Origin of the sequence: Raskinella chloraquaticus (SeqCode) (assembly GCF_021731865.1) — a bacterium.
Lineage (GTDB): Bacteria > Pseudomonadota > Alphaproteobacteria > Rhizobiales > UBA4765 > Raskinella > Raskinella chloraquaticus.
Map to the genome: position 1 here is coordinate 1 of NZ_JAKFWN010000014.1, position 18,240 is coordinate 18,240.

Annotated in this window: 16 protein-coding genes; 13 read left to right on the forward strand and 3 right to left on the reverse strand. The window is 58.9% G+C overall.

The window, feature by feature from the left end; translation table 11 throughout:
* Positions 1 to 286: 286 nt before the first annotated feature.
* From ACINK1_RS05160 to ACINK1_RS05175, 4 genes are all read left to right on the forward strand, one after another.
* Complete coding sequence (locus tag ACINK1_RS05160) at positions 287 to 736, forward strand: ester cyclase (protein ID WP_376801923.1); 450 nt, start codon at positions 287 to 289, stop codon at positions 734 to 736.
* Between the two features lie 10 nt (positions 737 to 746).
* Entirely contained in the window at positions 747 to 1,418 is a 672-nt protein-coding gene (locus ACINK1_RS05165; RefSeq protein WP_376801922.1) for an SDR family oxidoreductase, read from the forward strand.
* Positions 1,419 to 1,828: 410 nt separating this feature from the next.
* Positions 1,829 to 2,056, forward strand: a complete 228-nt coding sequence (locus ACINK1_RS05170) for an AbrB/MazE/SpoVT family DNA-binding domain-containing protein (RefSeq protein ID WP_376801921.1) — start codon at positions 1,829 to 1,831, stop codon at positions 2,054 to 2,056.
* Complete coding sequence (locus ACINK1_RS05175; protein ID WP_376801919.1) at positions 2,053 to 2,448, forward strand: type II toxin-antitoxin system death-on-curing family toxin; 396 nt, start codon at positions 2,053 to 2,055, stop codon at positions 2,446 to 2,448. Before ACINK1_RS05170 ends, ACINK1_RS05175 begins: the two co-directional genes overlap by 4 nt.
* Positions 2,449 to 2,650: 202 nt before the next feature.
* On the opposite strand, the gene ACINK1_RS05180 is transcribed toward ACINK1_RS05175, so the two are convergent.
* Complete coding sequence (locus tag ACINK1_RS05180) at positions 2,651 to 5,344, reverse strand: bifunctional acetate--CoA ligase family protein/GNAT family N-acetyltransferase (protein ID WP_376801917.1); 2,694 nt, start codon at positions 5,342 to 5,344, stop codon at positions 2,651 to 2,653.
* A 303-nt stretch (positions 5,345 to 5,647) separates the two neighbouring features.
* On the opposite strand from ACINK1_RS05180, the gene ACINK1_RS05185 reads away from it, so the two are divergent.
* From ACINK1_RS05185 to ccoS, 9 genes are all read left to right on the forward strand, one after another.
* Positions 5,648 to 6,280 (forward strand): helix-turn-helix domain-containing protein, encoded by a 633-nt coding sequence (locus tag ACINK1_RS05185; RefSeq protein WP_376801916.1) that lies wholly within the window; start codon positions 5,648 to 5,650, stop codon positions 6,278 to 6,280.
* A gap of 251 nt (positions 6,281 to 6,531) precedes the next feature.
* Entirely contained in the window at positions 6,532 to 8,118 is a 1,587-nt protein-coding gene (gene ccoN / locus ACINK1_RS05190; RefSeq protein ID WP_376801928.1) for a cytochrome-c oxidase, cbb3-type subunit I, read from the forward strand.
* 11 nt (positions 8,119 to 8,129) lie between these two features.
* Positions 8,130 to 8,897: a cytochrome-c oxidase, cbb3-type subunit II gene (ccoO, locus tag ACINK1_RS05195; RefSeq protein ID WP_376801915.1), complete on the forward strand. Its 768-nt coding sequence runs from the start codon at positions 8,130 to 8,132 to the stop codon at positions 8,895 to 8,897.
* A 12-nt stretch (positions 8,898 to 8,909) separates the two neighbouring features.
* Complete coding sequence (locus tag ACINK1_RS05200) at positions 8,910 to 9,065, forward strand: cbb3-type cytochrome c oxidase subunit 3 (RefSeq protein WP_376801914.1); 156 nt, start codon at positions 8,910 to 8,912, stop codon at positions 9,063 to 9,065.
* A gap of 3 nt (positions 9,066 to 9,068) precedes the next feature.
* Positions 9,069 to 9,956 (forward strand): cytochrome-c oxidase, cbb3-type subunit III, encoded by an 888-nt coding sequence (gene ccoP, locus ACINK1_RS05205; protein WP_376801912.1) that lies wholly within the window; start codon positions 9,069 to 9,071, stop codon positions 9,954 to 9,956.
* 2 nt (positions 9,957 to 9,958) lie between these two features.
* The gene (gene ccoG / locus ACINK1_RS05210) at positions 9,959 to 11,401 is read left to right on the forward strand and encodes a cytochrome c oxidase accessory protein CcoG (protein ID WP_376801910.1); all 1,443 of its coding nucleotides are present in this window, start codon (positions 9,959 to 9,961) and stop codon (positions 11,399 to 11,401) included.
* A gap of 32 nt (positions 11,402 to 11,433) precedes the next feature.
* Positions 11,434 to 11,955 carry a FixH family protein gene (locus ACINK1_RS05215; protein ID WP_376801909.1) on the forward strand — a complete coding sequence of 174 codons (522 nt, stop codon included), beginning with the start codon at positions 11,434 to 11,436 and terminating at the stop codon, positions 11,953 to 11,955.
* 4 nt (positions 11,956 to 11,959) lie between these two features.
* Positions 11,960 to 14,164 (forward strand): heavy metal translocating P-type ATPase, encoded by a 2,205-nt coding sequence (locus ACINK1_RS05220; RefSeq protein ID WP_376801908.1) that lies wholly within the window; start codon positions 11,960 to 11,962, stop codon positions 14,162 to 14,164.
* Positions 14,161 to 14,346, forward strand: a complete 186-nt coding sequence (ccoS, locus tag ACINK1_RS05225) for a cbb3-type cytochrome oxidase assembly protein CcoS (protein ID WP_376801907.1) — start codon at positions 14,161 to 14,163, stop codon at positions 14,344 to 14,346. Before ACINK1_RS05220 ends, ccoS begins: the two co-directional genes overlap by 4 nt.
* Positions 14,347 to 14,478: 132 nt before the next feature.
* On the opposite strand, the gene ACINK1_RS05230 is transcribed toward ccoS, so the two are convergent.
* Both ACINK1_RS05230 and ACINK1_RS05235 read right to left on the reverse strand, forming a co-directional pair.
* On the reverse strand, positions 14,479 to 15,732 hold the full coding sequence (locus tag ACINK1_RS05230) for an amidohydrolase family protein (protein WP_376803013.1): 1,254 nt from the start codon (positions 15,730 to 15,732) through the stop codon (positions 14,479 to 14,481).
* Positions 15,722 to 18,235 carry a branched-chain amino acid ABC transporter ATP-binding protein/permease gene (locus ACINK1_RS05235; RefSeq protein WP_376803011.1) on the reverse strand — a complete coding sequence of 838 codons (2,514 nt, stop codon included), beginning with the start codon at positions 18,233 to 18,235 and terminating at the stop codon, positions 15,722 to 15,724. The genes ACINK1_RS05230 and ACINK1_RS05235 overlap by 11 nt, the downstream gene beginning before the upstream one ends.
* Positions 18,236 to 18,240: the final 5 nt, after the last annotated feature.

Here is an 18,240-nt window from a genome sequence, read left to right on the forward strand (position 1 = left end):
CTCCGCCAATTTACAGCCAGTGAATTTCAAACTGGCGCAGTTCCTCACGTTTTTGAAGTTCGCAAACACACTTTATTTGCACCGCAATTTGGTATAATATTGATATGTAATTCATTTGTAGATTCGAATCTCGAATGCGTTTTTATTCAATGCTCATTAACGAGTCACGAAATAAGCATCCAGCTAACTACGTTATACTGTCCGAACTAAAAAATTAAATTGATGCTTAACTTAACTATTTTGAACGTAGAGAAAAGATTCATAGCAAATGAAAAAAGGAGGTTTCATGAGTATACATATAGAAAATATGAAAGTAGTAACGCGGTTTATTAGCGAGTTTTTGGCAAAGGCTGACATGGCCGCAGCAGATGCCACTGCACATCCAAAAATTCAGGGCATCACTGGCCTTAAACCGATGGGGCCGATTGATGGCATCGAGGAATACAAAGCCATTGTCGGTGGGTTCGGCGATGCATTTCCAGCCGTTGAGCCATTAAAAATTATCGACCAATTTGCGTCTGCAGATGGTACACGCGTTGTAACTCGGTTTCATTCTAAGCAAAAACATGCCAAAGATTTTTTTGGCCTGCCTGCGACAGGTCGCGCCATTCTTTTTGATGAGACCCATGTCGCAACGCTAAAAGACGGAAAGATTGTGCAAAACATCGTTAGCGCAACAAACTTGGAATTTGAAATGCTCATGGCTCCTATACTTACTCCAATGATTCTCAAATAACGAGGTTTGAATGAGCTCCAAAATATGTCTTGTAGCAGGTATCGGTTCTGGTGTTGGCCTTTCAATTGCAAAAGCATTTGCTGCAAAGGGCTATAATATCGCCATGATGGCACGAACAGAATCTGCCCTTCAAAGCTACAAGAAAGAAATTGAAGTATTGGGTCGGCATGCGTTTTATGCGACAACTGACCTCGTGGACTTTGATTCGGTAACACGTTCTTATGCGGTGCTTGAGGCATCCAACGGAACACCTGATATCATTGTCTATAATGCTGGCAGATGGATTGAGAAAGCACCAACAGAATGGTCAGCCATTGAATTTGTCAATGAGCTTTCGCTTTGCGTGGGGGCAGCGCACCATCTTGTGAAATTGTCTCATGAAGGCATGAAGAAACGTGGTAGTGGCAGTTATTTGTTCACAGGCGGCGGACTGGCGCTTTACCCGCAATATGGCAAAGATGTGGTGCCCCTGACAGCAGGAAAATCTGCGCTTCGCGGATATACTGTTGCATTAGATTCATATTTTGTTGGTACAAATATTCGTGCCAGCACCATTACTATTGCGGGTCAGGTTGCGCCCAATACATCTTTCGACCCTGATCGCATTGCTGCAGCATTCGTAACCTCGTCCGAACAATCGCTCTCTGAATGGAAAAGCGAAATCGTTTTTGTTGGCAAATAAATGCTCGTTTGAAAAAATAAGTTATTTTTTATTCCATACGACAGTTTTTGTATGATTGCGATAGTTGTGATGTTGATGTCATGAGTGATTATCCTTAAACAATCTGGCGCGTAAGTTCGAAAACCGTTCACTACGCGCCGCCATTTTTTGTTTTTCTTGAAGTTGTCCGCCAGCGCATCATTCGCTTTACCAAAGTCAATGCGCTTTACCCGCAACGCCGCCAGCGCCCCTTCCGATGGCAGCTAACCGAGCAGGCTCGCCGATCGGCGCTTTTCCGGGTCGCGGACCTCATTTGCCGATCTCGTGGCCAGTGGCCAAGACCATGGCAGCGCAGGACTGGCGAGACACATCTTGACGCGCTGGCATGTCGTAATAATGATATTTATTATTATAAAACCTGTGAGAGCATCATGAACAGCCTGAAGCTCACAACCATCGGAACGTCAACCGGCGTTATCATCCCCAAGGAGATGCTGGCGCGGCTAAGGGTTGCCAAGGGCGATACGCTCTATTTCACGGAAACGGCGGATGGTGGCTATCACCTCACCGCCTTTAATCCTGACTTCGCCGCGAAAATGGCCAAGGCCGAAGAGATTATGAACCGCTATCGCAACACGCTGAACGTTCTGGCGAAGTGAGCGAGCGGGTCTGGATCGACGAGCAACTGGCGCTGGCGGTGCATGAACAGTTGCTTGTCCGCCATGGCGGGCTGGCGGGTGTGCGCGATTTGGGCCTGTTGCGCTTCGCGCTGGCGCGCCCCCAGCAATTGGAAGCCTATGGCGATGACATGGATAAGGTCACGGCTGCCGCCGCCTATACCGTTGCCATCGTTCAAAACCACCCCTTTGCCGATGGCAACAAGCGCACAGGCTTTGTCGCAGGTTTGTTGTTTCTGGAATTGAACGGCATGGCCTTCACCGCAAGCGAAGAGGCCGCAACAGAAGCGGTGCTGGCGCTCGCTTCTGGGCAAAGTGATGAAGGCGTCTATCGCGCTTTCCTACGTGACAAGTGCAGCCCAATTTCCCGTTGAGGGGGCCTGTGAGCAGGGATGTGAATTGGAAAAGAACGGTATTTTATGTGAGATAATATTTTTTCCTTAAATCTATGATATTTATATTTTATTTCAATTTTATCCGCTGCGGTAGCCTCTCTCCGTCAGTTGCCCTAAGGTATCCCCAGGGCGCGCGGTGATCAGCGATGGCTAGGGTGGGGGAGCGCGGGGGTCCCGCCGCCTAGCCTGCATGCGCCTCGCGCGTCAGTTTCAGTTCAACATAACGAAGCGTCGGATCGCTGGCGTCAGGAGCAATCTGAAAGCCCAGCTGTTTGCACATCCTGAGCATGGTTGAATTTTCGCTCAGGACCGAGCCGAAGAGTTCTTCCAGCCCTTGAGCGCGGGCATAATCGATGAGATGGCTCATCAACTGCCAGCCCAGCCCCTTGCCTTTAAGATGCGAGCCCACAAGGACGGCATATTCGCCGCGTTTGTAGTCGGGGTCTGCGGCAAAGCGAACGACGCCAAGCAGAGCGCCACTTTGCATATCGAGCGCCACGAAGGCGATTTCGCGCGCATAATCGATCTGGGTGAGGCGGGCAATGAAGCGATGGGCAAGCCGCGACTTTGGCACGAAGAAGCGCAGGCGGTAATCCTCGGGCCTGATGTCGGCCATGAACGCCTCGTAGAGCCCTTCATCGGCCGGGATGATGGGGCGGATATGCACCCCGCCGACACCCTCGAGGAGCGTGCGTTTTTCCCAGCCCGCCGGATAGGGCCTGATGACCATGGCTTGGCGGGCCGCCTCACCCGGGCCGGCGATCCGCACGCGCGCATCAAGGGTGATCACGCCAGCCGCATCGGCGAGCAGGGGATTGATATCGATCTCGCGCAATTCGTCATGCGCCGTCACCAGATTGCTCAGGGCCACCAGCGCATCGGCGATGGCGATGAGGTTGGCGGCAGGCCGGTCGCGGTATCCGGCAAGCAGGCGGGCGATGCGCGTCCCGGCGATGAGATCAAGCGCGCTGTCGCGATCAAGCGGGGGCAAAGCGAGCGCCGTATCGCTGAGGATTTCTGCCGCTGTCCCGCCGGCTCCAAACAGCAGCATGGGGCCGAAATTAGCATCCACGCTCATGCCGAGGATGAGTTCATGCGCGTGCGGCCGGCGGATCATGGGAGCAAGGGTGAAGCCGTCGATATGGGCATCCGGCCGGCGCTCACGGACGCGCTGGAGCATGGCATCGGCTGCCTCGCGCACCCCAGCCGGACTTGCCAGATCAAGGCGCACGCCATCGACATCGGATTTATGTGAAATGTCGCGCGACAGGATCTTGAGTACGACGCCGGGCGCCTGGCGTAGAAGTGTCGCCGCGATGTCGGCTGCTTCGTCGCTGCTGGCTGCAATCAGGCTTTCAACGACCGGAATGCCTGCTGCGGCGATCAGCGATTTGCTCTGCACTTCACTCAGCATGGTGCGCTCTTCGCGCCGGGCATGCTCGATGATGTGACGGCTTGCGGTGCCGATGGCCGGCAGATCGGCCGCGCCTTGAGCGGGCGTACGCATCAGGGCGTCCTGTGCCTTTGCATAGCGCACGATATGCATATAGGCGCGGGCGGCGGAGCCGGGCGTTTGCAGACTTGGTATGTCGTGTTGGGCGAAGAGCGCGCGCGAAGACCGGACGGCTTCCTCGCCCAGCCAGTTCGTCATGACGATTGGCCGCCTTCCCTGCCGCGCCGCGTTCGTCACGGCCTCGACGGTCTTTTCGGCAACCGCCAGGGCGGGAGCGATAGCAGTTGGACAATAAAGGGCCAGCACTGCGTCCACGGTTCTGTCGGCCAGAACGACCGACAGCGCCCTGCCATAACGCTCCGCATCCGCGTCGCCGATGATGTCGATCGGGTTGGCCTTTGACCAGTTCGCGGGCAGGAAGGCGTCAAGAGCCTTGCGTGCAGGGTCGCTGAGCGGAGCGATATCGCCGCCAAAATCGACCAGACGATCGGCTGCCAGAACGCCTGCTCCCCCGCCATTGGTAAGAATGGTCAAACGTCCGCCTGTCAGGCGTGGCTGGCGGGCGAGCACTTCTGCGGCCTCGAAGAGTTCGTTGAGGTCGAGAACACGCACCAGACCGGCGCGGCGGAAGGCCGCATCATAGGCGCGATCGGACCCCGCCAGACGCCCGGTATGCGAGGCGGCCGCCTGGGCGGCGGCAGCGTGGCGGCCTGATTTGATGATGATCACCGGTTTGACGCGGGCAGCCCGCCTGGCTGCCGACATGAATTTCGCCGCATTCGTGACGGCTTCCATATAGAGAAGAATGGCGCGGCTATCGACGTCGCCTGCCAGATAGTCGAGAACATCGCCAAAATCGACGTCCGCCATATCGCCAAGCGACACCGCATGGGAAAAGCCGATATCCCTGCCGGTGGCCCAGTCGATGATCGCGGTGATGAGGGCGCCTGATTGCGAGACCAGCGCCAGATGGCCCGCGCCCGCATGGCGATGGGCGAAACTGGCGTTGAGCTTCAGGCGCGGCAGCATGAGCCCGAGGATGTTGGGGCCAAGGATGCGCAGCAGTGCTGGCCTGGCCGCATTCAGCATCGCCTGGCGCAATGGCGCGTCAAGACCAGCCGTCAGCACCGCAGCGGCGCGCGTGCCATGCGCTGCCAGATCCGCGATGATGGCGGGGATGGTGGCTGGCGGGGTGGCGATGATGGCCAGGTCAGCAGGATGTGGCAGGGCGCTGATATGCGGATGGCAGGGATGGCCGGCAACTTCGCTATGCTTGGGGTTGACGAAGTATATCTCCCCGGCAAATCCCCCGCTCAGAAGATTGCGCGCAACTGTCGCGCCGATCGCGCCGGCACGCTCGCTGGCGCCAATGAGAACGAGCGAGCGCGGTTCAAAGAGAGCATCGAGATTGCGGATGGTCATGACATGATCCTGACGGCTGCGTAACATCGCAACGTGGAGGTTTTACGAAGGTTGCTGCTGAGCCCAGCCATGATCGCCCGGCTCGCGGCAAATTCGTGCAATGCCGGAATTGATGGTGCGGATGTCCAACTTTCCCGCCTCAGGCGAGAAACAGCTTTCGCAGTTGCGAACGAGTGATAAGATTGCCACGTGTATCGGGAGTACGCCACCATGAACTGCCATCCGGAAGTCTGCAGGTCAGGGATCGCGACGGCAAACAGCTGTGAGGCATGCTGGGTGCGGCGGGGCAGCGTTTGCGCCGCCTTGTCGAGCGATGAGCTGGCCGTTCTTGCATCATTGGCGCAGAAGGCGGAATTTGCTCCCAAGAAGGCGTTGTTTTTACAAGGTGATCGCGTGGTGTCGGTGTTCAACATCACCTCCGGTGTTGTGCGCCTCTACAAACTTCTGGCTGATGGTCGCCGCCAGGTCATCGGCTTTGCCTTGCCTGGAGATTTCCTGGGGCTGGCGCGCGGCGATGCGTATGATTTCTCGGCCGATGCGGTTGATCATGTGAGTGCTTGTGCATTTTCGCGCGCCGACTACACGGCGCTTGCCGATGCCAAGCCGAATCTGTTGCGGCAACTCTATGATTTTGCGGCCCATGAGCTGGCTCTGGCGCAAGATCAGATGGTGCTGCTGGGGCGGCGGACGGCTGAGGAAAAAGTGATCTGTTTTCTCCTGCGCCTGCAAGAACGCTGGGCGCGGATTGAAGGCAATGCGTCGGTGATGGTGCCGCTGCCGATGAACCGGCAGGATATCGCCGATTTCTTGGGACTTACCATCGAAACCGTCAGCCGTACCTTCACCAGGCTGGCGCGCGACAAGACGATCCTGAACGTTTCGCACGGCGTCAGGCTCATGAACCCCGATCGCATGGCCCGCATTGCTGCAGCCTGATCCGGCGCTCTCCCGTCCGACGCTTTCCAGAGACTGCACGATATCCCCTGCATAAACCGGATGTTTTTGCCGCGCATTGACGTAGATCAATGCCGCGTCAACACGCCCTCGCTACGCCTAGCATCGAAGGCTGCAGCGCTCCTGCTGCTCCGCGAGGCAGAGACCAGGTCATGTCAGCGACTGGAAATCCGATCCGACGGGCGACAACCGGCGAGATGGTGGGCATACTGATTGCCGCGATCTGCAGCATTATGTTCCTGATCATTGCCGGCAAGACGGAACATTCGGGTTATGCCTTTCATGCCCTGGTGGCGATGCTGAGTGCGTTTGCCACTATTTTTCTCATCGGCAATCGCTGCTTCCAGCCTGGCCAGTTCCCCGTTCCCCAGTCCATCAACGGAAAGCCCAATTACAATATGGGGCCTGTGAAATTCGCCACCGTTGCGGCGATGTTCTGGGGTATTGCCGGTTTTACGGTCGGGCTGATCATCGCGCTGCAACTTGCCTTTCCCGTTCTCAACCTTGACCTGCCGTGGACAAGCTTCGGTCGTCTGCGGCCCTTGCATACGTCAGCCGTCATTTTCGCCTTTGGCGGAAACGCACTGCTGGCAACGTCGTTTTATGTCGTCCAGCGCACATCGCGGGCGCGCCTGGCGGGCGATCTGTCACCATGGTTCGTGGTCCTTGGCTACAATCTCTTCATCGTCATCGCCGGCACCGGTTATCTGCTCGGTATCGGGCAGGGCAAGGAGTATGCTGAGCCGGAATGGTATGCTGATCTGTGGCTCACCATTGTCTGGGTGACCTATCTGCTGGTTTTTCTGGCAACGCTTGCCAAGCGCACCGAGCCGCACATCTATGTGGCGAACTGGTTCTATCTCGGTTTTATCGTCACGATCGCTGTCCTGCATCTGGGCAATAATCTGGCGGTGCCGATATCGCTCCTGTCGCCCAAATCCTACATCGTCTGGTCAGGCGTGCAGGATGCGATGTTCCAATGGTGGTACGGGCATAATGCAGTCGGATTTTTTCTCACCGCTGGCTTCCTCGCCATCATGTATTATTTCGTGCCGAAGCGCGCGGGGCGGCCGATCTACAGCTACCGCCTGTCGATCATCCATTTCTGGGCCCTGATCTTTCTCTACATCTGGGCGGGTCCCCATCACCTCCACTACACCGCGCTGCCCGACTGGGCGCAGACGCTCGGCATGACGTTCTCGATCATGCTGTGGATGCCGTCCTGGGGCGGCATGATCAATGGGCTGATGACGTTGTCGGGCGCCTGGGACAAGCTGCGCACCGATCCAGTGTTGCGGATGATGGTTGTTTCTCTCGCCTTCTATGGCATGTCGACGTTCGAAGGCCCGCTGATGTCGATCAAGGCCGTCAATGCTCTGTCGCATTACACTGACTGGACGATTGGCCATGTGCACTCAGGCGCTCTCGGCTGGGTCGCTTATATCTCCTTCGGCGCCATCTACTGCCTCGTGCCATGGCTGTGGAACCGCAAGGAGCTCTACTCCCTCAAGCTGGTGAACTGGCATTTCTGGATATCGACACTCGGGATCGTTTTCTACATCTCGGCGATGTGGGTGTCGGGCATCCTGCAGGGCTTGATGTGGCGCTCCTACACCGCGCTGGGCTTCCTCGAATATTCCTTCATCGAGACGGTTGAGGCGATGCACCCCTTCTATGTCATCCGGGCGCTTGGTGGGGCGCTGTTCCTCATCGGCGCGCTCATCATGGTGTTCAATCTGTGGATGACAGTGCGTAGCGGCGAGCTTGCCGGGTCGGAGAGCGACACGTCCGTTTCACCGCAACTTTCACTTGCGCACTGAGGAGCCCGCTGATGTCGAATGTGGACATTCCTGCCACGCCGCGCCGCTCGCTGTGGTCGAAGCACAAATTCTTCGAGACCAACTCGATCATTCTGATCATCGGTGTGCTGCTGGTGATCTCGATTGGCGGGCTGGTCGAGATCGCGCCTCTGTTCTATCTGCAAAACACGATCGAGAAGGTTGAGGGCATGCGGCCCTATACCCCGCTCGAACTCGCCGGTCGTGCCATCTATGTGCGCGAAGGCTGCTATCTCTGTCACAGCCAGATGATCCGGCCGCTGCGCGATGAAGTGGAGCGCTACGGGCATTATTCGCTGGCGGCTGAGAGCATGTACGACAAGCCCTTCCAATGGGGCTCAAAACGAACCGGCCCCGATCTTGCCCGTGTCGGCGGCAAGTATTCCGACGACTGGCAGGCGCGCCATCTGGGCGACCCGCGCTCGCTGGTGCCGCAATCGATCATGCCGGGGTACCCGTTCCTCACAAATACCGAACTGTCCTACGATGACATCGCGGCGGAGCTCAAAGCCAATCGCAGCGGGGGCGTACCCTATAGCGATGAGATGATCGAGCGGGCGATGGATGATCTGCGCGCCCAGGCGACGCCCGACCATCCGGGCCAGTCGGCGTTCGAAAAGCGTTATCCCAAAGCGCAGGCGCGTGATTTCGACGGCAATCCCAAGCGCATCAGCGAGGCTGACGCCCTCATCGCTTATCTGCAGATGCTGGGAACCCTGGTTGATTTCAAGCTCTACAACGACAAAGCCAACATCCGCTGAGCGAGGGCAAGCATGGAAAACACCTATCAATGGCTTGCAGGCTTCGCCCAGTCGGCGGGTTTGCTCTATTTCGTTGGAATGTTTTTGGCGGTCTGCCTTTACGCTTTCTGGCCAAAAAATCGCGCCCGCTTCGAGCGCGCGGCATTGACACCGCTTCAGGAGGATTGAGTGATGGCGGACCGGCAGCCTGCGGATAACGAGGTTGATCCCCTCACCGGAACGGCAACGACCGGCCATGATTGGGATGGCATCCGCGAGCTTAACACGCCGCTGCCACGCTGGTGGCTCAATATCTTTTACGCCACCATCATCTGGTCGATCGGCTACTGGATTGCCTATCCTGCCTGGCCGCTCATCAGCAGCACGACCAAGGGCGTGCTCGGTTACGCGACGCGCCTGGCGGTCGAAGAAGAGCTGGCGGTTCTCAAAGCGCAACGCACCACCCAATCTGCCGATCTTGCAGGGGCGGCGCTTGATCAGATCAAGGCCGATCCGGCTCTGCTTCGTATCGCCATGGCCCAGGGCAAGGCTGCCTTCGGCGACAATTGCGTTGCCTGTCACGGTCTCGGCGGTGCGGGCTCGAAGGGCTTTCCCAATCTCAATGACGATGACTGGTTGTGGGGCGGAACATTGGCGGCGATCCAGACCACGCTGCAGCACGGTGTGCGCGTGACAACCGATAATGAAACGCGCACCAGCCTGATGCCGGCCTTCGGGCGTGACGGAATTCTCAAGCGTAACGAGATCAATGCCGTTGCCAATCATGTGCGGATACTGGCCGGCCAGCCGGCTGAGCCAAAGGCGGACCTGGAAGCAGGCAGCCGCATTTTCGAGCAGAATTGCGCAGTCTGTCACGGCGCGCAGGGAAAGGGCAATCAGGAACTGGGTGCCCCCAACCTCACCGATGCCATCACTCTCTTTGGCAACGATCTGGCGTCGCTGACCGAGACCATCACCAACAGCCGCAACGGCGTCATGCCGGCCTGGGGCGAGCGACTTGATGCTACAACAATCAAGGCGTTGACCGTTTATGTCCATTCACTCGGCGGAGGTCAGTGATTGTGTCGGCAGCGGACGCTGGAAGCGATGATTTACCCTTCTTCGCGCCGTCGAAGAAGGTTTATCCGCAGCACGTTGCCGGCCCATTCCGTCGCGCGAAATGGCTGATCCTCGTTGCCTGCCTCGGCATCTATTATGCCTTGCCCTTCGTGCGCTGGGAACGTGGTCCAAATCTTCCAAACCAGGCTGTTCTGGCGGATATCGCCCACAATCGTTTCTATTTTTTCTTCATCGAAATCTGGCCGCAGGAAGTATACTATTTCACCGGATTGCTGATCCTCGCGGCCTTCATGCTGTTTTTGATGAATTCTGTCGCCGGCCGCCTGTGGTGCGGGTATCTGTGCCCGCAAACGGTGTGGACCGATCTCTTCCTGGCGGTGGAGCGTTTCTTCGAAGGCGACCGGCGCGAGCGGATCAGGCGCGACGAGGGTCCGTGGAACGTCGACAAGCTGTGGCGGAAAATTCTCAAGCATACCTCATGGCTGATGATTGCCTGGTGGACGGGCGGTGCCTGGGTTCTCTATTTCGCTGACGCGCCGACGCTGGTGCGCGCGCTTGCCAGCTTCACCGCGCCGGTGGCGGCTTACGTCTGGATCGCCATTTTGACCTTCACCACCTATGCGCTTGCCGGGATCATGCGTGAGCAGGTGTGCAAATATATGTGCCCGTGGCCGCGCATCCAGGCGGCGCTGACCGATGATGAGGCGCTGAATGTCACCTATCGCTATGATCGTGGGGAGCCGCGCACGTCCTTCAAGCAGGCTTTGCGGCTGAGGGCTCATGGCGAGCCCGCTGGCGATTGCGTTGATTGTCAGCAATGCGTGGCCGTTTGCCCGACCGGGATTGATATTCGGGATGGATCGCAACTCGATTGTATCCAGTGCGGGCTGTGCATCGATGCCTGCGACAGCGTGATGACAAAGACAGGCCGGTCGCAGGGGCTGATCGGTTATGATACTGCCGATAATGTCGAGCGCCGGCTTGCTGGAAAAACAACTCTCTATCGCCCGATCCGCGCCCGTACCGTCATTTACGCGGTCCTGATCGCGCTTGTCGGCAGTGCCATGCTCTATCAGCTGGCAACGCGGCGGACAGTCGAGATTTCGGTGCTGCATGAACGCACGCCACTCTTTGTGAAGCTCAGCGATGGCTCCGTGCGCAATGCTTTTGCCATCCGCATCCTCAACAAACGTCCCGACACAAGGCTGATCGTTCTGACGGTCGCCGGCCTGTCAGGGATCAGGCTTGAAGCGGTCGGGACCGATGCTACCGCCGACGGTCGTCCGATCGTGACGGTTGATCCTGATTCCTCGCGCGAAGTCCGGGTCTTTGTCACGGTGCCGCCGGGTGTTCCGCTCCGTGATACGCAACTGATCTCGTTCATCGCCTCGGATCTGTTTGTTGGTGAGGTCGTGAGAACCCATGATCATTTTTTTGCACCTTAAAGACGGCTCTTTCCTCAGGTGAAGGTTACGACATGCCAATTAAACCTGACACGCTTCTGCCCGCGCCCCGCCCCGCCTTCGAACTGACGGGACGGATGTGTCTGGCCATGATGCTCGCTTTCTTCCTCGTGGTCAGCAGCGTCAATGCAGTGATGATGACACTGGCGATCCGCACCATGCCGGGGAGCGATGCGAAGAGCGCCTATGAAACCAGCCAGAAGTTCAATAGCGAGATCGCCCGTATGCAAGACCAGGCGGCGCGCGGCTGGCAGGCGCAGGCCGACATTATCCGTGACGGCGACTGGGCGCGGATCACATTGGTGCTGAATGACAGCTCGGCGGTTGCGGTCCGTGGCCTTGCGGTGATGGCTCGTCTGCAGCATCCAGCCTCGCGCCAAATGGACCGCGAGGTACGCCTCGTCGAGACCGCGGCGGGTGTTTACGACGCGAGAGTTGCCCGCCTCCCGCCCGGAGCGTGGACGCTGGCCGTCGAGGCGGAGCGCGATGGGGCGCCTTTGTTCAGCTCACGTACGCGCTTTCTTATGAAGGAGTAGCAGCATGGGCGCGCAACAGGATCTGTCGTTGTTCGTGCGTCACCGTGAAGGCGGCATAGAAGGTCTGGAGCTTGCGGTTGAAGGAATGCGGTGTGCAGGCTGCATGCGCGCCATCGAGACCGGGCTGAAGAGTGACGCCAGCGTTCTGAGCGCGCGTGTCAATCTGGCCCTGAAACGCGTGACGGTTGAATGGCGCGAGGGCGTGCTGCGGCCCGAGGCTGTGATCGCGCAACTCGCCGCGCTCGGCTTCAAGGCCTACCCATTCCTCCCTGCAAATCAGCACGACAGCGAGGTGGCCCAGGAAGCCCAGCTGCTGCGATATGTGGGCGTCGCCGGTTTTGCCGCGATGAACATCATGTTGCTCTCCGTCTCGGTATGGTCGGGCAACAGCAGCGATATCAATCCGCTCACGCGCGATCTCTTCCACTGGTTATCGGCGCTGATTGCGCTGCCAACGGCGGCCTATGCGGGGCGACCATTCTTCGACAGCGCTCTGCGGGCGCTGCGGGCGGGCGCGGTCAACATGGACGTGCCGATTACACTCGGCGTCGTACTGGCGCTAGGCATGTCGGTCGTTGAGACCTGGAATCATTCCCGGCACGCCTATTTTGACGGCGCGGTGATGCTGCTCTTCTTTCTGCTCATCGGGCGCTATCTCGATCAACTCATGCGCCGCCGCACCCGTGATCTTGCCGGCAATCTGGCGGCACTCAAATCGGAAAGTGCGATCCGCCTGCAGCCTGACGGCACGACCATCATCATACCCATCAACGCCATTTTGCCTGGCGATGTTGTTTTGATCCAGCCAGGCGAGCGCGTGGCGGTGGACGGCGTCATCGAGACGGGCCGGTCAAAGATTGATCAAAGCCTGATCACCGGCGAGACCATGCCCGTCATGGTCGAGACGGGAGCGCGCGTTCACGCCGGCACCATGAACCTGTCCGGCGCACTCACCGTGATTGTCGAGGCGGCAGGTGCGGGAACGCTGCTGGACGAAATCGACCGACTGATGTCGCAAGCAGTGGAGAGCCGGTCGCGCTATGTCCATCTTTCCGACCGTGCGGCCAGGCTTTATGCGCCACTCGTCCACACCGCTGCACTGGTGACGTTTTTGGGATGGATGGCGTTCGGTCTGCCATGGCAAGAGGCGTTGGTGATCGCGATCACGGTCCTCATCATCACCTGCCCTTGCGCTCTTGGGCTGGCGATCCCGGCGGTGCAGGTTGTCGCCGCCTCGGCTCTTTTCAAAAACAGGATCATGCTGCGTGAAGGCGCGGCGCTCGAGCGTCTGGCCGAAGCTGACATGGTCGTTTTCGACAAGACGGGAACGTTGACGTTGCCAGAGCCGTCCCTGCTCAACATCGCCATGATCGACCCCGTGCTTCTTGGCCAAATCGCCGCGCTTGCCGCCGCAAGCCGTCATCCGCTGGCGCAGGCGGTGAGCCGCGCTGCCGGTGGGCCGCGCCCGATGGCCGGGGCGCAGGAGCATGAAGGTCAGGGGGTGGCTGCTCTGCTCGATGGCGATGAGATGCGCCTGGGGAGTGTTGCCTTCTGCCATGCTGAAACCGAAGCGCTGGCAGTAGGGACGAGCTATCCGAGCGCCTCGCTGATTGCCTGGCGCTATCGCGACGGTTGCGTCGTGCTGGCGGTCGGGCAGAGCTTGCGGCCTGATGCGCGCACCTGCATCCACGACCTGAAAATGCGCGGCCTGCGGCTTGCCATCCTGTCGGGTGACAGGATGGAAGCGGTGGCACCCGTCGCGCAGATGCTCGGGATCAGCGAGTATCAGGCCGGCCTTACTCCTGGCAATAAACTGCGCGCTCTTGATGCCTGGACGGCTGAGGGCCGGATCATCGGGATGGTTGGAGACGGGCTCAATGACGCGCCTGCTTTGGTCAGAGCCCATGTCTCGCTCTCGCCGATCAGCGCCACGCATCTTGCCCAGTCGGCATCCGATATCGTCTTTCTCGGTGACAGCCTCAGCCCGGTCGCAACAGCGATCATCATTGCCCGCAAGGCGCGCCGGCTGATGCTGCAGAATTTGTGGTTTGCCGTCCTCTATAATGCTTTTGCCGTGCCGCTTGCCGTTGCTGGTCTGGCCACCCCGCTGGTTGCCGCCGCCGCCATGTCGGGCTCGTCTCTCATTGTCACCATCAATGCGTTGCGGGCAGGTCGCGTGACCATGATACGGCAAGGAGGGGAGGCATGAACATCATCCTCATCCTCTTTCCGCTGGCGCTTGGGCTTGGACTGGCCGGCCTTATTGCCTTCTTCTGGTGTCTGCGCTCGGGTCAGTACAGTGATCTGGAAGGTTCGGGCTGGCGGGTCCTTGAAGATGACGATATCGACAATTCCCCTCCGGCTGCGGTTGTGCTGCCAGAGCAGCGATGATGCCTCATGAGGCCGACGATATCTGTACGACGTCATGACAAATCAGGGACAGGTTAATCACCCCGCCAGGGTGGCGGACCTTTGTCAGCCGACAAGCACAGCGATCAGCGGCGCTGCCGTTTTTGCGTTTGCTCACTTTGCGTGGTGATGTTTTCGAGGGACAGGTGAATTCAAAACCGGATCGGCTCGAAAGAAACTGCGGCGGCCGTTTTTGAAACCAAGGCGCGGCAAGACAATTTCAGCAATGGCGCTGGTTGCGGCCTCGGTGGGGAAGACCAGCAGATCGGCGGCATGCCCAACCGCAACGCCGTAGCGCTCGATGTTCATCAGCCGGGCGGCATCACTCGTCACCATCGCCAGGCAATCCTCAAGGTCCTGCCGCCGCCCGAGCTGGGCGATATTGGCATAGAGATTAGCAATGCGGCACAGTGAACAATCACCAAACGGCGTGAAGGCGTTGAGGACATTGTTGGTTGCCAGCGAGCAGGTGACGCCGTGGTGGCGCAGGAGGTCAGCGCGGGTGACGCCACGCGGTACGTTGTGGTCGATGCCACGCCCCATGAGAAAGAGATCGGTCGACGGCAGAACTGTCACCGCTACGCCGGAACTGGCGAGCAAGCGCGCTGCAGCGACAAAGTCTGCGGAAGGCAAGGCCGAGAGCTTGGTGACATGTCCGATGGTCACCCGCCCGGCATAATTGTGAGCCCGCGTCTGCCGGCACACCTCGGTCAGCGACAGGAAGCGGGTGTCAAGATCGAAATCGAGATGGAAATCGATATCAAGATCAAAGGTCCGGGCGATGGCAAAGATACGGGCGATATGCTCGTCGGGTTGTGTATCGGCATAAGGACAGCCTCCGATCAGCGAGGCGCCCTGCCGACACGCTTCGATCAGCAACTCCTCGCAGCCCGGATCGTTGATGAGCCCTTCCTGCGGAAAAACGCATATCTCGATGTCGAGTGCCCAGGTGTATTCTTGCGCGAGCCGCTGTATCGCATGAAACCCTTTGAGGCCAATGCGCGGGTCGATTTCGACATGAGTGCGCATCTTCATGGTGCCAGCCATGATCGCTTTTTCCAGCGTCCGCCGTGCCCGTTGTTCGATGTCGTCTTCGCTGAATGCCAGCTTGGCGCGGGCGGTTTCGCGAATGGCCTCGGCGAGCGAGCCTTCGCGGATGTCGCAGCGATCAATAATGCAGGATTTGTCGAGATGGATGTGCGTCTCGACAAATCCGGGCAACACCAATCCGCCCTCCAGGTTGATTTCCTTGCCTGCAACCAGACCGTGCGGCGTGATGGCGGCAATCCTGCCCTCGCGGATCACGATATCGGCCAGTGGCGCATCATCGCCGAGGTTTGCCTGCCGCAAGATGAGATCAGCCGGCATCAGGCAAATTTCCATGGGGTGAGGGGGTATGCTGACCAAGATACACCGCCTCGAAGGAAGGGTCATCAAGCAAGGCTGAGGCGGTGGCCTGCCTGATGATCCTGCCGTTTGAAATGAGATAGCCACGATCAGCGAGTTGCAGCGCCATGTGTGCCATCTGGTCGACGATCAGGATCGTCATGCCGTCATCGCGCAACTGGCCGAGAACACCGTAGAGACCTTCGACGATCCTGGGCGCTAATCCCAGCGAGGGTTCGTCGAGCAGGAGGAGGCGTGGCCGGCCCATCAATGCGCGCGCAACAGCGAGCATCTGCGCTTCGCCGCCCGACAACAGGCCCGCCCGCCCATTGATCCTGTCGCTGAGGCGGGGAAAGCGCGCAAGGACGGCAGCCATATCCGCCTCGATACGATCATCCTTCCGGCAATAGGCGCCAAGGCGCAGATTATCTGCCACCGAAAGCTCAGGAAATATCTGCCGTCCCTCCGGCACAAGGACGAGGCCGCAGCGAACAATTTCATGGGCCGGTTTGTTGGCAATCGCCTGGCCGTTGAATGTGATGTGCCCTTCCTTCGGCGAATTCAGTCCGCTCAGCGCCCGCATCGTGGTTGATTTTCCAGCGCCGTTGGAGCCGAGGATGGCGATCATCTCGCCAGCGCCAACCGAAAAGCTGACGTCATGCAAAACATCCAGTGATCCGTAGCCCGCGCCGAGATGATCGACCTTGAGAATGACCGGCTGATCTGCGGGCGGCAGTGCCTTGCGCTTGCCAAAGGCGGTCGTCTGCGTGCCCAGATAGGCTGCCCGTACCCGCGAATTACTGACAATGTCTGCCGGTTTGCCGGAAGCAATTTTGCAGCCGGCATCGAGGACGATCAGACTGTCACAGATCTCCATAACGAGCGGCATATCGTGCTCGACAAGGAGCACAGCCAGGCCAGCGGCAGAAAGAGCCTGCAGGACAAGCCCCAAATGCGCCTTGTCACGGCTATCAAGGCCTGCAGCAGGTTCATCGAGCAGCAGGACAGATGGCCGCATTGCGAGCGCGCGGGCAATCTCGACGAGGCGCCGATCAACATGGGCCAGCGCCCCTGCGCGCGTTCCCAGATCGCCGTCATAGCCGACGAAGGCCAGGAGCCCCTCGGCCTGCGCGCGTTCAATGCTGTTGGCAAAGCCTAGCCATGGTACGCCCAGCCGGCCGCGACGCATCGCGATCAAAACATTGTCGATGACGGACAGGGACGAGAAGAGCTGCGTCGTCTGGTAGGTTCGGGCCATGCCGCGTCGGGCGAGTTGTTCGGGCGACATGCGAGTGACGTCGTGACCATCGAGCAGAATGTCACCATGATCGGGGCTGTAGAAACCACTGACGAGATTGAGCACGGTGGTCTTGCCCGCGCCGTTGGGGCCGATCAGCCCGGTGATCCGTGACGCCCGAGCGGAAAAATCGATGGCTTGCGCCGCCATGATGCCGCCGAAGGAAATCGACAGGCGTCTCACTTCCAGGCCACGACTGTGATCGGGACGGGCCAGAAACAGGGCAATGGAAAAATTGCCTGCATTTGGGCGCTGCGATTTTCCAGGCGGCAGAAATCGCGCCAGCGCACCGATGATACCCTCCGGTGCCAGCCACAGAACGATGAGCAGAAGTGCTGAGAACGCCAGCAAACGATATTCCGCCAGCCAGGAAATAAGTTCGGGCAGCACCACCGTCACGCCAGCGCCGATGAGCGGGCCGAGTGTCCAGCCCGCGCCACCGACAATCACGGAGAGAAGGAACAGGATTGATTGCGAGAAAGGAAAGGCGCTCGGGGCGATGAAGGTCAACAAAAGGGCAAAAATGCCACCAGCCATCCCCGTCAATAGCGCGGAGATGGTGAAGGCAAGGGTCTTGATCCTGGTCACGCTGAGGCCGATGCTTGCTGCGGCGATCTCGCTGTCGCGCACGGCGATCATCGCTTTGCCCCAACGGCCGGCAGCAATAAGCCGAAAGAAAATGAGGCTGACAGCGCACAGGATGACGGCAAGGAAGGCAATTGCGCGCTCGCCTGACAGTCCGCCCACAAGTGTCGGCTGAGGTATGCCGATCAATCCGTTTTGTCCGCCGGTCAATTGACGCCACTCAATCGTTACATGCTCGACAATGAAGGCGAAAGCGATCGTCATCATGCCAAGATAAGGACCGCTCACGCGCAGGGCGGGCAGGGCAAGCAGAGATCCGAGTGCTGCCGCAACGATCCCCGCAACCGGCACGGCAATCCACAGGCTGACTCCTTTGAGCGCCAGCACGCCAACCGCATAGGCGCCGATGGAATAGAAGCCAACATGGCCAAACGACACCTGGCCGGAGAGCCCGGTGAGAACGTTCAACCCGATCCCGGCGACCGCCGTCAGGGCCACCAGTGCGATAATGAAGATCGTATAGTCCTCGCCGGTCGCCACCAGCCAGAGGCTGCCGGCCAACAGGGCGCAAAGGATGGCGCCACTTGTCAGATGATGTTTCACCGCAG